Annotated in this window: 9 protein-coding genes, 2 tRNA genes and 1 riboswitch; of the genes, 7 read left to right on the top strand and 4 right to left on the bottom strand. The window is 65.1% G+C overall.

Annotated elements, in window-relative coordinates; all coding sequences use genetic code 11:
• Window positions 1-13: 13 nt before the first annotated feature.
• Window positions 14-754, bottom strand: coding sequence for an AraC family transcriptional regulator (locus KW835_RS11495; protein WP_218382520.1), 741 nt, complete (start codon window positions 752-754; stop codon window positions 14-16).
• Window positions 755-882: 128 nt separating this feature from the next.
• Here KW835_RS11495 and KW835_RS11490 point away from each other — a divergent pair, with 128 nt between their 5' ends.
• A complete protein-coding gene (locus KW835_RS11490) occupies window positions 883-1,869 on the top strand; it encodes an alpha/beta fold hydrolase (protein WP_218382519.1) in 987 nt (328 codons plus the stop codon).
• A gap of 68 nt (window positions 1,870-1,937) precedes the next feature.
• On the opposite strand, the gene rnr is transcribed toward KW835_RS11490, so the two are convergent.
• Window positions 1,938-4,274, bottom strand: coding sequence for a ribonuclease R (rnr, locus tag KW835_RS11485; protein WP_218382518.1), 2,337 nt, complete (start codon window positions 4,272-4,274; stop codon window positions 1,938-1,940).
• A gap of 19 nt (window positions 4,275-4,293) precedes the next feature.
• On the opposite strand from rnr, the gene KW835_RS11480 reads away from it, so the two are divergent.
• Window positions 4,294-4,378: transfer RNA gene (locus KW835_RS11480), tRNA-Leu, on the top strand.
• Window positions 4,379-4,713: 335 nt separating this feature from the next.
• Window positions 4,714-4,798: transfer RNA gene (locus tag KW835_RS11475), tRNA-Leu, on the top strand.
• 142 nt (window positions 4,799-4,940) lie between these two features.
• Here the strand turns inward: KW835_RS11475 and KW835_RS11470 are convergent.
• Together KW835_RS11470 and KW835_RS11465 are read right to left on the bottom strand one after the other, a co-directional pair.
• Window positions 4,941-5,396: a GNAT family acetyltransferase gene (locus tag KW835_RS11470; RefSeq protein WP_255593481.1), complete on the bottom strand. Its 456-nt coding sequence runs from the start codon at window positions 5,394-5,396 to the stop codon at window positions 4,941-4,943.
• Window positions 5,397-5,418: 22 nt separating this feature from the next.
• Window positions 5,419-8,160: a DUF349 domain-containing protein gene (locus tag KW835_RS11465; RefSeq protein WP_218382517.1), complete on the bottom strand. Its 2,742-nt coding sequence runs from the start codon at window positions 8,158-8,160 to the stop codon at window positions 5,419-5,421.
• Between the two features lie 1,007 nt (window positions 8,161-9,167).
• Here KW835_RS11465 and KW835_RS11460 point away from each other — a divergent pair.
• The 4 genes from KW835_RS11460 (at window position 9,168) to KW835_RS11445 (ending at window position 13,149) form a co-directional block, all read left to right on the top strand.
• Window positions 9,168-10,010: a lytic transglycosylase domain-containing protein gene (locus KW835_RS11460; protein WP_218382516.1), complete on the top strand. Its 843-nt coding sequence runs from the start codon at window positions 9,168-9,170 to the stop codon at window positions 10,008-10,010.
• 106 nt (window positions 10,011-10,116) lie between these two features.
• Window positions 10,117-10,265, top strand: a riboswitch (ZMP/ZTP riboswitch).
• Between the two features lie 35 nt (window positions 10,266-10,300).
• A complete protein-coding gene (gene glyA, locus KW835_RS11455; RefSeq protein ID WP_218382515.1) occupies window positions 10,301-11,545 on the top strand; it encodes a serine hydroxymethyltransferase in 1,245 nt (414 codons plus the stop codon).
• A 20-nt stretch (window positions 11,546-11,565) separates the two neighbouring features.
• On the top strand, window positions 11,566-12,015 hold the full coding sequence (gene nrdR / locus KW835_RS11450; protein ID WP_218382514.1) for a transcriptional regulator NrdR: 450 nt from the start codon (window positions 11,566-11,568) through the stop codon (window positions 12,013-12,015).
• A 228-nt stretch (window positions 12,016-12,243) separates the two neighbouring features.
• Complete coding sequence (locus tag KW835_RS11445; RefSeq protein WP_218382513.1) at window positions 12,244-13,149, top strand: DMT family transporter; 906 nt, start codon at window positions 12,244-12,246, stop codon at window positions 13,147-13,149.
• Window positions 13,150-13,151 lie beyond the last annotated feature (2 nt).

Raw genomic sequence — 13,151 nt, 5'->3', positions numbered from 1 at the left:
ACAGCGGCGCCGCTCAACCCAGCAGCGTGACCCGCCTGAGCGGCTTGAGCACGCTTGACGGCGTCATGCCGAAAGTCTGGCGGAACATGCGGCTGAAATGGGCCGAGTCGGTGAACTCGCCATGCAACGCCGCGTCGGTCAGGCGCGGGCTGACCGCCAGCCCCGCCATGGCCAGCCTGACCTGCGACCACACCCGGTAGCTGCGCAGGCTCACGCCCATTTCGGCGCGAAAAAGATGGTTGAAGCGCGATGGTGACAACTGCACACCCGCAGCCAGCCCCGAACGAGACACACGCACCTGCTGCGGATGGCGCAAGGTAAGCAGGCTGTGGGCCACCCGCGCGTCCAGCGGCGGCACCTCGCCGCGGGCCAGGCAGGGCAGCAATGCCGGAAGGTCGAAATTGCCCAGGTAGCCTTCCATGGTGCTGCGCGCAGCGACGGGAACCGCCACGTCCAGCAGCACCCCGCCCTGTTGCTCGAACAGCAGGCTCAGACGGCGTGCCTCGTGCGAATCGGGCTCCAGGTAGACCAGTGCCACTGTCTCGCCGCAGGGGTCGAACACGTGCTCAACCCCGGCGGCCACCAGTGCACTGCGGCAGGTCTCCACCCGCCCTGCGCCCCAGTGCAGGGCGAAGCGGCCCGACAGGCCCATCAACAGCACCGCAGCCGCATGGCAATGCCAGCCCGTGGCCGGGATCTCTCCGACGTAGAGCGCCTTGTCGGTGGCGAGGGTCAGTGTATTGGTCGCTCGCACAGCCCAAACCTGCAAGTCTTGCCGGCGGCTTCTCGATAGCCTTGCGCGGCGACCCCGCCGCAACGGCACCCGCCAGGATGCAGCGGGCACAACCGCCCAGCGTACAACCTACTTCTGGAGACCGACTCTTGAAACGCATCGCCCTCTTCTCTGGTGCAGCCTTCCTGGCACTGGCCGTCACCGCGCTTTACTACGGCGCCCCCGCACTGTTCAAACAGCCCCTGCTCAGCCTCAACCGCACCCTCTCGGGCATGGAGGAAAAGACCGTCGAGGCAGCGATGCACACCATTCACTACCTGGACAGCGGCAATAGTCGCAGCGACAAGCACACACCCATCGTTCTGCTGCACGGCATCTTTGCGGAAAAAGACCATTGGGTGGATTTTGCGCGCCCCCTCACCCACCAGCACCGGGTGATTGCCCCAGATTTTCCAGGCTTCGGAGAGAGCACCCGGCGTGACGACCAAGCGTACGACTATGCCGCGCATACCGAACGCCTGGCCAAGCTGCTCGATGCCCTGGGCCTGGAACGCGTACATCTGGCGGGCAACTCCATGGGCGGCACCATTGCCGCGCTTTTCGCCGCGCAGCACCCGGAACGCGTGGCCAGCGTGGCGTTCATCGGCGCGCCCCACGGCATCCGGTCACCCCGCCCCAGCACCATGGACCGCCTGATCGATGCCGGGCAGCGCCCGCTGGTGGCCCACGATGCCGCCGCCTTCGCCGCCATGATGGCCCTGGTGTTCGAAAAGCGCCCGTTCCTGCCGTACCCCATCCTGCAGGCATCCGAGCAGGATGCCCTGCGCAATGCGGCCTCCAACCAGCGGCTGTGGGACGCCCAGCTGAAAGACCGCTACCTGCTCGAACAGCACCTTGGCAAGCTGGCGCCGCTGCCCACCCTCGCCCTGTGGGGCCAGAGCGACCGGGTGTTCGACGTCTCGGGCCTGCAACCACTGCAACGGTTGCTGCCCCGGGCTCACGCGCAAACGCTGCCAGGCATCGGCCACCTGCCCATGATGGAGGCGCCCGCAGACACGGCCCAGCGCTATGGGCAGTTTCTGCAGACCCTGGCCACCACCACGCCTGTGGCGTTGGCGCCCCAAGAATTTAAATGAAAATGGCTGCAGGCGCTTATGCACAAAGCGCGAGCAGCTATCAATTAGTGAGCAACTGAAACAGGCAATCAGCCCCGGCGCGGCTTGCGCGCCTTGCCCTTGCCCGACTTGCCTGCGACCGCATCCTTGACGGACGACTTCAAGGACTGGATCGGTGAGCGTGCGGCCCTCTCCCGGGAGAGGCCGGCCTGCTCGGTAGCGGAAGGCGCAACGCCTTTGTCGGACTTGCGTCCGCCCGATCGGCCAGCGGACTTGCGGGCATTGCCGCCGCCACCAGCCACGCCGCCACCGACACCCTTGTCCTTGAGCGCACGTCCGAGCAGCTCTTCACCTTCACGCACCAGGCGGAAGTCGATCTTGCGGCCATCCAGGTCCACGCGGCTGACCTGCACCCGCACCCGCGCGCCGATGGCGTAGCGGATGCCCGTGCGCTCGCCGCGCAGCTCCTGTCGGGCCTCGTCGAACTTGAAGTACTCGCCGCCCAGCTCTGTGATGTGCACCAGGCCTTCGACGTACATGGCATCGAGCGTCACGAAGATGCCGAAGCTGGTCGCGGCGCTGACAACACCGCTGTACTCCTCGCCCAGGTGCTCGCGCATGTACTTGCACTTGAGCCAGGCTTCCACATCGCGGCTGGCCTCGTCGGCGCGGCGCTCGTTGGCACTGCAATGCAGTCCCGCAGCCTCCCAGGCCTGGACTTCGCGGCTCGGGGGCTTCACGTCCTTGCGCGGCTTCATGCCCGGCGCCGCGACGCGGGATGCCAGACGCTTGGCCAGCTTGGCATGGGCCTCGCCCGGTGTGGGCAGCGATGGCAGCTTGTACTGCGTCTTGGCCAGGATGGCCTTGATCACGCGGTGCACCAGCAGGTCTGGGTAACGCCGGATGGGGCTGGTGAAGTGGGTGTACGCGTCGAACGCCAGGCCGAAGTGGCCGCTGTTGATGGGCGTGTAGATGGCCTGCTGCATGGAGCGCAGCAGCATGGTGTGGATCTGTTGCGCGTCGGGCCGGTCCTTGGTGGCTGTGGCAATCGCCTGGAAGTCGCCCGGCTTGGGGTCGTCGCCGATGGTCATGCCCACGGCCATGGCCTTGAGGTAGTTGCGAAGGATCTCCTGCTTCTCGGGCGTGGGGCCTTCGTGCACGCGGAACAGGCCGGGCTGGCCGCCCTGCGCGATGAAGTCGGCGCTGCACACGTTGGCGGCCAGCATGGCCTCTTCGATGAGCTTGTGCGCATCGTTGCGGGTGCGCGGCACGATCTTCTCGATGCGGCCGTTCTCGTCGCAGACGATCTGCGTCTCGGTGGTTTCGAAGTCCACGGCGCCACGCGCCTGGCGCGCGATGAGCAACGCGCGGTACACGTCGTGCAGGTTGAGCAGATCCTTGACCCGGTCCTTGCGCTTGCTGGCCTCGGGGCCGCGCGTATTGGCCAGGATCGCCGCCACCTCGGTGTAGGTGAAGCGCGCGTGGCTGTGCATCACGGCCGGGTAGAACTGGTAGGCGTGCACTTCACCTTTGGCCGTGACCAGCATGTCGCAGACCATGCACAGGCGCTCCACATCGGGGTTCAGGGAACAGAGCCCGTTGGAGAGCTTCTCGGGCAGCATGGGAATCACGCGGCGCGGGAAGTACACGCTGGTGGCGCGGTCGTAGGCGTCGATATCGATGGCACTGCCGGTCTCCACGTAGTGGCTCACGTCGGCAATGGCCACCAGCAGGCGCCAGCCCTTGCCGCGGCCAACCTTGGCGGGCTCGCAGTAAACGGCGTCATCGAAGTCGCGGGCATCCTCGCCGTCGATGGTGACCAGGGGCACATCGGTCAGGTCCACACGGCGCTTCTTGTCCTGCGCGCGCACCTTGTCGGGCAGCTCCTTGGCCTGGGCCAGGCACTCGGCCGAGAACTCATGCGGCACGCCGTACTTGCGCACCGCGATCTCGATCTCCATGCCGGGGTCATCGACCTCGCCCAGCACCTCGGTGATGCGGCCCACGGGTTGGCCAAACAAAGCGGGCGGCTCGGTGAGCTCAACCACGACGACCTGGCCTGGCTTGGCTGCCCCAGTGGCGCCCTTGGGGATCAATACATCCTGGCCGTAGCGCTTGTCTTCCGGCGCCACGAGCCACACGCCGCTTTCCTGCAGCAGGCGACCGATGATGGGCTGGGGCGGGCGGTCGACGATCTCGACCACACGGCCTTCAGGACGGCCGCGGCGGTCCTGGCGCACGATGCGCACGCGCACACGGTCCTTGTGCAGGACGGCACGCATCTCATTGGGGGGGATATAGATGTCGCCTTCGCCATCGTCGCGGATGACGAAACCGTGTCCATCACGGTGCCCCTGCACGCTGCCTTCAATTTCGTCCGACAAATGCGCGGACTGCGCGCCGGGGGTGGTTTTTTTGATATACAATCTTAGTCTTTCCTGAAATGCCCAGGTGGCGGAATTGGTAGACGCACTAGTTTCAGGTACTAGCGAGTAACATCGTGGAGGTTCGAGTCCTCTCCTGGGCACCAAGTTTAACGAGAACCCGTGAAGGTTTTCAAAATATCGAAGCCGCTGCACCCACAGCGGCTTTTTTATTTTCAATGCGCGCCGCAATTCGCCGACCGCCCCCCGCATGTGCTCTCGCGGACATTCTGCGCCGCAGGAAATCCCGCCCTCGCCAACCACAGGCTCCCCGGCCCTGAACATCGGAAAGCATTGGCTCAGAGCGCAACCGGACCAACAGACCCCCGCAGCCCTCGCCTCGGACACGCTGCTGAAGCCGCGCAGCGACATTCCCAAAAAATATTCGACATTTGATCCGACACCCTGAATTGTTGTTCTATAATTCGAGGCTGATCTGAAAGCCCAGGTGGCGGAATTGGTAGACGCACTAGTTTCAGGTACTAGCGAGTAACATCGTGGAGGTTCGAGTCCTCTCCTGGGCACCAAACACATAAAAAGCCGTTGCAATCGCAACGGCTTTTTTGTTGTTGGCTGGCCCATGCCAATCGCACAGCCCTTCTTTGCATGCGGGCCCGAAGCCACAGTGCAACGCTGCGGTGAGCGGCTGGCCAGCAACCGCCAATGCACTCAGATATCAGGAATCAGCCGCTTGCCCAGGCTGATCGCCTCGTGGCGCTCATAGCCCAGCTTGTCGTAGAAACCCAGCACCTGCGCATTCCCGGTACGCACCAGCACATGGGTCTTGGGGCAGCCCATGGCCAGCAAGCGCTCCTGCACTTCTGCCATCAACCGGCGTCCCCGCGCCAGCCGCTGCTGCGCCGGTGCCACTGCCAGGTAGTACACCGAGCCGCGATGCCCGTCATAGCCAGCCATGGCGGTTCCCACCAGGAGCTCCCCCGCCGCCTGCGGCAAGGTCGCTACCAGAAAGAGTTCCGGCTGCACGAGCAGCTTGCGGGCAATGTCCTTGTGGGGATCGTTCCAGGCCCGCACCAGTCCGCAATCGCGCCACAGCGCGACCGCAGCCGCCTCATCCGCACCCTCGAAGGGACGGATGCGCACCGGAACCGACATGCCCTCGGGCATGCTTACACGCCGCCCGGACGCATCACTTGCGCAGCAGGGCCTTGAGCACCGCCTGTAGTCGGCGCGCATTGCCGGTGTCGCTCGCGCCAGCCAGCACGCGGGCCACATCCTGACCCCAGGTCTGCGCAGGCGCCGGGTCGTTGCGGCGGGTGAGCAGTTGCAGCTGCAGCATGCGGCGCGCCGCAATATGTTCTGCGGGCGTCGGCGCCTCGGCAGCCATCTCCAGGCGCAGCAGCGCTTCACCCGCATCGCCCTTGGGTGCGGACGACACAGCCTGCATCCAGGCGCTGCGCACGGACGCCGTAACGCCGGCACCCAGCTCCTGGGTACTTGGTACCAGGGCTGCGTCGCGCTTTTCCCAGGCGGTCAGCAGTTGGGTCAGCGCCTCGCCATGGGCCTGGGCAGCCAGCTTCTTGAGCGCCTGTTGCGCGTGCTCCACCGCATCGCGCTGGGCACGAAACGCCGTATCACCCAGTCGGGGGCCGCGGTCCTCGAATGCAGGACGATCACCGAAGCGGCCACCACGGTCACCACGGTCTCCGCCGAAACGGCCATCGCCACGCGGCCCACGGCCTGCATCGCGGTCACCAGGGCGTCCATCACGGCGCTCGCCAGGACGTGTGCTACGGCCGGGGGCTGCGGGGGCATCCCTCTTCATGCCGGGACGGTCGTCGCCACGGACAGCCACCACAGGACGTGCAGGCTTGGCGATCACCGGGGCCGGCACCTCGGGTGCCGCCGCCTCGGTCGCATCACCTTCGCCCTGAGTTGCGTCGTCAGCCGCTACAGATTCAGAAGCATTACCCGCAGGCTGCGCTTGCGCCGAGGCCGCGTCCTGCTCGGTCTTTGCGACAGCGGCATCTGCGGCCTGGGCCTGGGCCTGGCCGCGCAAGGCAGCCTCCAGCGCCTGCAGTGCAGAGCGGATCTGCTGCGCATCGCCGCTGGCATTCGCGGCTTCCAGAGCCTTCGAAGCTTCCAGCACCACACGGTCGCGCGCACTCAGTTCTGTCACGCTGCGTTCGCGGTCTGCCGACTTGCGGTTGAACGCTTCGTCGATGGGCTTGCGGAAAGCATCCCACAGCTTTTGTTCGTGCTTGCGGTCCAGGGGAACAGTCTGCGCTTCTGCTTGCCAGCGCTGCTGCAGCGCCTTGATGGCATCGATGCGCAGCGAGGGCGCGGCACCCAGAGCCGTGGCCTCCTCGATCATGGCGTGGCGGCGCGCCAGGCTTTCCTTTTGCGCAGCTTCCAGCGGAGCCGCAGCAGCTGCAATCGCCTGCTTCCACAGAGGCTGCAGCTCGGCAAAAAGCTTCTCGCCCACGTGACCGCCTTCGCGCCAGCGGTCGCCAAACTGATGGAGGGCACGGTTGATGGCCTTCCAGTCGCCCGATGCCGCGTGCTCCTGCGTCCAGACCTTGACCTCTTCGATCAAGGCCAGGCGCTGGGCCTTGTGTTCTGCAGCTTCCGTGCGAATCTTGTCCAGCCAGGCTTCCACGACCTTGTGCGCGGCGTTGCAGGCTTCGTCGAACCTCTTCCACAGTGCGTGATTCGGTGCACCACCCTGGTCCGCCTGCTTCCACTGCTCACGCAGCGCGCGCAGGGTTTCCTGCATCTTGCGCCCCCCCAGGGCCTGGCCCTCGGGGCGGTTCAGCAGCGCCTCAGCCTTGGCCACGAGGTCTTCGCGCACCTGGTCAGCGCTCCAGCGCTGCCAGCCTTCCAGCTCGCCAGCAGCCACCAAGGCGGAGTGCACCTGTTGCTCCAGGGCGTTATCGATGTGCTTGCCGTGCACCTTCAGCACCGCACGCAGCGCGGCAGCAGCGCCAGCGCTGGCCTTGCCATGGCCTTCTGCAGTTTCTTTCTCGAGCGTGGCCAATGCAGCACGCACCGCCTGGGCGGCCTTCTCGACCACCTCAGGCGCGACCTTGGGCTTGGCGGCACGTGGCGGCTTGGCTGCGACCGCAGCGGCTGCCGCTGCGGCTTCGGTGGGCAGGCCGCGAGCGGCGCGCAGTTCGTCGGCCCAGACGGGAACGGGTGGCAGCGGCGCGTTGGCGTCTTGCGCGGCTGCGACAGCCTGGGCCAGCGCAGGCTGGAACGCCTCCCACACCACCAGCAGCTGGGTGCGCGAGGCATCGAGCAATGGCGGGAAGCGTGCCTCCACGCTGGCCCAGCTCGCATCACCCGTCAGCTCCTGCGCCTGCTCCTGCCAGCGCGCCACGTCGGCGCGCAGCAACTCCAGCGCAGCCTGCGCATCGCGCCATGGCTTGGTGGAGAGCACTTCGATGCGCTGGGCCAGCAGCACGGCGGCTTCGCGCTGCACCTGAACGCGGTGCTGCAGGTCTTCGATGACCTTCACGCGGTCGGCCACCTGGACCTTGAGCAGCGACAAAGGCTCGCGCGACAGCGGAGCGCCCGCCTTGGCGGCGTCACGCTGCCAAGCCAGCGCATCGGCAATGTTGAGCTTGGGCGCGGACAGCAGGGCCTGCGCCTTCTCGGCCCATTCGGCCGCAATGGCTTCCTGGCCCTTGGCACGGCGGATTTCGTCCAGGCGTTCGCGCACGGCGCGTGCCGCGCCCTTGTCACGTCCGCTCAGTTCCTTGAAGACTTCTTGCAGTTGCTCGGGAGCGGGCTGCGTGGCCAGCCAGTCGCGGATACGGGAAGCGCGCTCGCCAGACGTGGCGGCAGAAAAAGCGCCGCCGGTCAGCGCATCCAGCGGATGGGGCTCATGGGTTTTGGCCGGAGCCGGATTCACGTCAGGTGCGTCGGACATTTTGCTGCGGGAAAAAATGGAAACATGGATCCAATGGATAACGAAAGCGTCCCCCGGCGCACCGCCACGAAGAGGACCCGCCAGGGCAAACGCACATATGCGCGCCAAGGCAACAAGGGGGCTATTTTCACCGGGTTCTGTGCGGACACCTGCGCGTGCGCCACACCAACCCACAACAGGTGATCTGACACAAGGGCTCGGCAGGCGGCACACAGGCGGCAGCACCTTCACGGGAGCCACGCGCCACTGCGGGCGAACAGTCGCCCCACCCAGGACAGCCCCCATTATCTATATATAGACGCCAATGCCCAAAGGCTGAGAACTCCTAGAGGAGTTCTCAGGGGGCGCACAAACAAGAAAGCCCGGCGGACAGTGCCTGAAGGCCTGCCCGCCGGGCTTGACGGCTGACACAACGGTCTTTGCCATCGGTCGCAATGCGGAGATGAAGGTCCACAAGGCGGGGAGGCAAGGTATTGCCTCCAAGGGGTGCCATGGAAGCTTCGTCTGCTGCACCGTGGCACTGAATGCCTTCGGCGGGAGACTTTGCTTCGTCTGGCGATGCCTGAAAACTACAGGCACCTGAACCTTACCAAAGTCGTGTCGCGAACTCAAACGGCATTCTCAATGACGGGATCGCGCCCGATTGAAATTGACATGAGGCTGTAACAACCCGCTGCGGCCTGATCACGCCCTCGAAGGTTAAAAACCACCAAAAACTGTGATTTTTCACATATTTTTCATAACTTATTTGTATGTAAAATCAATTTTTTAGTATTGACTATGCATTTAGTGAACTTCTAGAATCCGCCAGCCCCAAAAACGGGCTAGTAAAAACCCCAACCCGCTGCCGAACCCGGCTAAGTCGAACCAGGGCGCAGAGCACTCTCCCCACTGTGCTGCCCGGCTCGATGGCGTACCAATCCAGGCGTTTGCCGGGAAAGGCGCAGGCTCAGTCACCGACGACTGATGGTCTCGCCTGTCCTGTCGCGCTTCAGAAAGGAAGAGCTATGACAGCGTCAGGAAAATTGATCTCCGGCGTACGGACCTTCGTGGCCGACGTGACCGAAGGTTTTCTTGAAATCACCCACAACAGCTTTGCCCTCATCGGCTTGGCTGTGGCCTTCGTGGCCATTGCCCTCACGGCCCGGCCCGACCTGCGCCAAGCCGGTGAAGAGCAACTCATGAACTGGCTGCAGGCGCGCCAGGCCGAAGTGGTCGGCATGCCCATCGAACCCGAAGCGAGCGAACGGGCCACCGCAGGCAACCCCAAGGACCTGCCCAAGGAGCAGGCCGCCGTCGCGTTCTGGCTGAGCAAGAAATACCGCGTGGCGCCAGAACCGCTGGCCGTGCTGGTAGCCGAGGCCTACGACATCGGCGCCCGCGCCAAGATCGACCCCACGCTGATCCTCGCCATCATGGCCATCGAATCGAGCTTCAACCCGTTCGCGCAAAGCTCCGTGGGCGCGCAGGGCCTGATGCAGGTCATGACCAACGTGCACACCGACAAGTACCAGAACTTCGGTGGCCACTTCGCCGCCTTCGACCCCGTGAGCAATCTGCGCGTGGGTGTGAAGGTGCTGCAGGAATGCATCGCCCGCGCAGGATCGGTGGAAGGCGGGCTGCGTTTCTACGTGGGCGCGGCCAATCTGGCCGATGACGGGGGCTATGCCGCCAAGGTGATGGCAGAGCACTTCCGCTTGCGCCAGGTGGCTGGCGGCCGCTCCATGCCAACCACGCCGCCGCCCATGCTGTCGACACAAGCAGCGCCCCAGATGGTGCCAGCCGCCAATACACCGGCTGCCACAGTGGCTCCGAGCGCCGACAAGGTGGCCCTGCTGTCTGGCCTGTGATACGGCCTCGCCGTTGACCGCACAGCACGCAGGCCAGGCGCCTTCGCCCCCCGTGCCAGGGCATGCCCCCCCTGCGGCGCATCGGCACCCACACCTCAGCTACACTAGCGGGGTACGCAACTGGCGATAGGCGCACACCCCGACGGGTGCTGCCGCTGACGTGGAAACCAGCAAGGGCTTGCCTCTTGTGAACCACTGGGGAGCGTGCCGCAAGGTTCATCCCTTCGCGTTCAGCCGTTCGCCTGGGCAGCCCTTGTTTCAAGGGACACAAGTTCATAGGACTGCCAATCATGTACGACCGCAATATTCTTGTAGAACAAGCCGACCCCGAACTCTTTGCCGCCATCCAGGCCGAGAACGCCCGGCAAGAGCACCACATCGAGCTGATCGCCAGCGAGAACTACGCCTCTCCCGCCGTGATGTGGGCGCAAGGGACCCAACTGACCAACAAGTACGCTGAAGGCTATCCTGGCAAGCGTTACTACGGTGGCTGCGAGCACGTAGACGTGGCCGAACAACTGGCCATCGACCGCGTCAAGAAGATCTTCGGCGCCGAAGCCGCCAACGTGCAGCCCCACTGCGGCGCGTCGGCCAACGAAGCAGTGTTCCTGGCCTTCCTCAAGCCTGGCGACACCATCATGGGCATGAGCCTGGCCGAAGGTGGCCACCTGACGCACGGCATGCCGCTGAACATGTCCGGCAAGTGGTTCAACGTGGTCTCCTACGGCCTGGACGCCAACGAAGCCATCGACTACGAAGCGATGGAAAAGAAGGCGCACGAAACCCGCCCCAAGCTCATCATCGCCGGTGCCTCGGCCTACAGCCTGCACATCGACTTCGCACGCTTTGCCAAGGTGGCCAAGGATGTGGGCGCGATTTTCATGGTGGACATGGCCCATTACGCCGGACTGATCGCTGCGGGCGTGTACCCCAACCCCGTGCCCCACGCCGACGTGGTGACCTCCACGACGCACAAGAGCCTGCGCGGCCCGCGCGGCGGCATCATCCTGATGAAGGCCGAACACGAGAAGGCCATCAACAGCGCGATCTTCCCCGGCCTGCAGGGCGGCCCGCTGATGCACGTGATCGCGGCCAAGGCCGTGGCCTTCAAGGAAGCGCTGCAGCCCGAGTTCAAGGCCTACCAGGAACAGGTGGTCAAGAACGCCAAGGTCGTGGCCGAGACGCTGACCGCACGCGGCCTGCGCATCGTGTCGGGCGGCACGCAGAGCCACGTGATGCTGGTGGACCTGCGCGCCAAGGGCATTACCGGCAAGGAAGCCGAGGCCGTGCTGGGCGCCGCCCACATGACCATCAACAAGAATGCCATCCCCAATGACCCTGAAAAGCCGATGGTGACCAGCGGTGTGCGCATCGGCACCCCTGCCATGACCACGCGCGGCTTCAAGGAAGAAGAAGCCCGCATCACGGCCAACCTGATCGCCGACGTGCTGGACAACCCCCGCGATGAGGCCAACATCGCTGCCGTGCGCGAGAAGGTCAACGCCCTGACAGCACGCTTCCCCGTCTACCGCTAAGCCTCTGCCTGTCCAGCCCCATGAAGTGCCCCTTCTGCAGCCACCTCGAAACGCAAGTCGTCGAAACGCGGGTGTCTGAAGACGGGGACTTCATCCGGCGCCGCCGCCAGTGCGGCGCCTGCGACAAGCGCTTCACCACCTACGAGCGACCGGAGGTGAGCTTCCCGGCCATCGTGAAGAAGGACGGCCGACGCATCGAGTACGAGCGCGGCAAGCTGCAGGGCTCTTTCAATTTGGCGTTGCGCAAGCGCCCCGTGAGCACCACCCAGATCGACAGCGCCATTGAGCGCATCGAGGAAAAGCTGCTCAACCTGGGCCAGCGCGAGATCATGTCCAGCCGCATCGGCGAGCTGGTGATGCGCGAGTTGAAGAAACTCGACAAGGTGGCGTACATCCGCTTTGCCAGCGTTTACCGCAGCTTTGAGGACATCGACGACTTCCGGGCCATGGTGGACGAGGTCCGCAAGTAGGCTTGCCAGCCCGAATGCAGGCTGCCCAATGCGTGTGGCCTGCGGCCTGTGGACGTGGCATGTGGTCGCGCCAACAACAGCCAATCGCACGCATTTCCCCTGCGACACGGCCATCCCATTCAGCTATATTTTTGATAGCTTCAGGCGCTTTTAATTCAAGCGTCAGATTGGAATTTCATTGAAATTCTCGCCCCGCATTGCAGCCGCTCGCCGTTGCGGTACCCGACAATGGGCCAGGTGAAATCCCGCCACTTCCTGCAGCTCGTGCTGCTTTCCGCCCTCTGGGGCGCCTCGTTCCTCTTCATCCGCATTGCCAGCCCCGTGCTCGGGCCCAATGTCATGGCCGCACTGCGCATTGGGCTTGCCACGCTCACGCTGATCGGCATCATGCGCATGGCGGGCGAATCCTGGCCGTGGCGCCATTGGCGGGAGCTCTTCGGGCTGGGAACGCTCACGGTCGCGGTGCCTTTTCTGCTCTATTCATGGGCCGCCCTGCATCTGCCGGCGGGGTACAGCTCGCTGCTCAACACCATGGCCGTTCCCTTCAGCGTTCTGGCCGCCGCATGGATGAAGGAGGACACGCTGAGCCTGCGCAAATGGCTGGGCTGCCTCTGCGGCTTTGCGGGCGTGGCGCTCATCGTGCAACTAGGCCCCGTGGAACCCACGCCAGCGCTGCTGCTCGCGGCGCTGGGCTGCGTTATCGCGTCGGCCTGCTATGGCGTATCGACCACCTGGATGAAGCGCGCCACCACGCGCATGTCGCCGCTGTCGATCGCTGCGGGCATCCATGCCGCTGCGCTGGTGCTGCTGTTGCCGGGCGCTGCCTGGAGCCTGCCCGAGGCGCGCTTCACCCCCGGCGCGGTGGCCTCCGTGGCGGTGATGGGTGTGGTCACCTCGGGCCTGGCCTACTGGCTCAATCTGCGCGTGCTGGCGCAGGTGTCACCCGTGGCGGCGATGAGTTCGGCTTTCATGATCCCGCTGTTTGGCGTGGCCTGGGGCCACATGTTCCTGGGCGAGGCACTGGGGCCCGGCATGCTCTGGGGCGGCGCGCTGGTGCTCGTGGCCACCGGGCTGGTCACGGGCTTCAACCCGCTGCGCTGGCTGACCGCACTGCGCCCGGACAAGGCCCGGTGAGC

The organism is Acidovorax sp. sic0104, from assembly GCF_019219095.1.
Classification (GTDB): Bacteria; Pseudomonadota; Gammaproteobacteria; order Burkholderiales; family Burkholderiaceae_C; genus Acidovorax.
The sequence above is the reverse complement of the archived record's forward strand: the minus strand, read 5'-3'. Positions and strand labels throughout refer to the sequence as shown.

Excerpts from the sequence above, each read along its gene's own strand:
- KW835_RS11470 (WP_255593481.1), bottom strand. The coding sequence starts at position 5,396 with ATGCCCGAGGGCATGTCGGTTCCGGTGCGCATCCGTCCCTTCGAGGGT.
- KW835_RS11465 (WP_218382517.1), bottom strand. The coding sequence starts at position 8,160 with ATGTCCGACGCACCTGACGTGAATCCGGCTCCGGCCAAAACCCATGAG.
- KW835_RS11460 (WP_218382516.1), top strand. The coding sequence starts at position 9,168 with ATGACAGCGTCAGGAAAATTGATCTCCGGCGTACGGACCTTCGTGGCC.
- glyA (WP_218382515.1), top strand. The coding sequence starts at position 10,301 with ATGTACGACCGCAATATTCTTGTAGAACAAGCCGACCCCGAACTCTTT.
- nrdR (WP_218382514.1), top strand. The coding sequence starts at position 11,566 with ATGAAGTGCCCCTTCTGCAGCCACCTCGAAACGCAAGTCGTCGAAACG.
- KW835_RS11445 (WP_218382513.1), top strand. The coding sequence starts at position 12,244 with ATGGGCCAGGTGAAATCCCGCCACTTCCTGCAGCTCGTGCTGCTTTCC.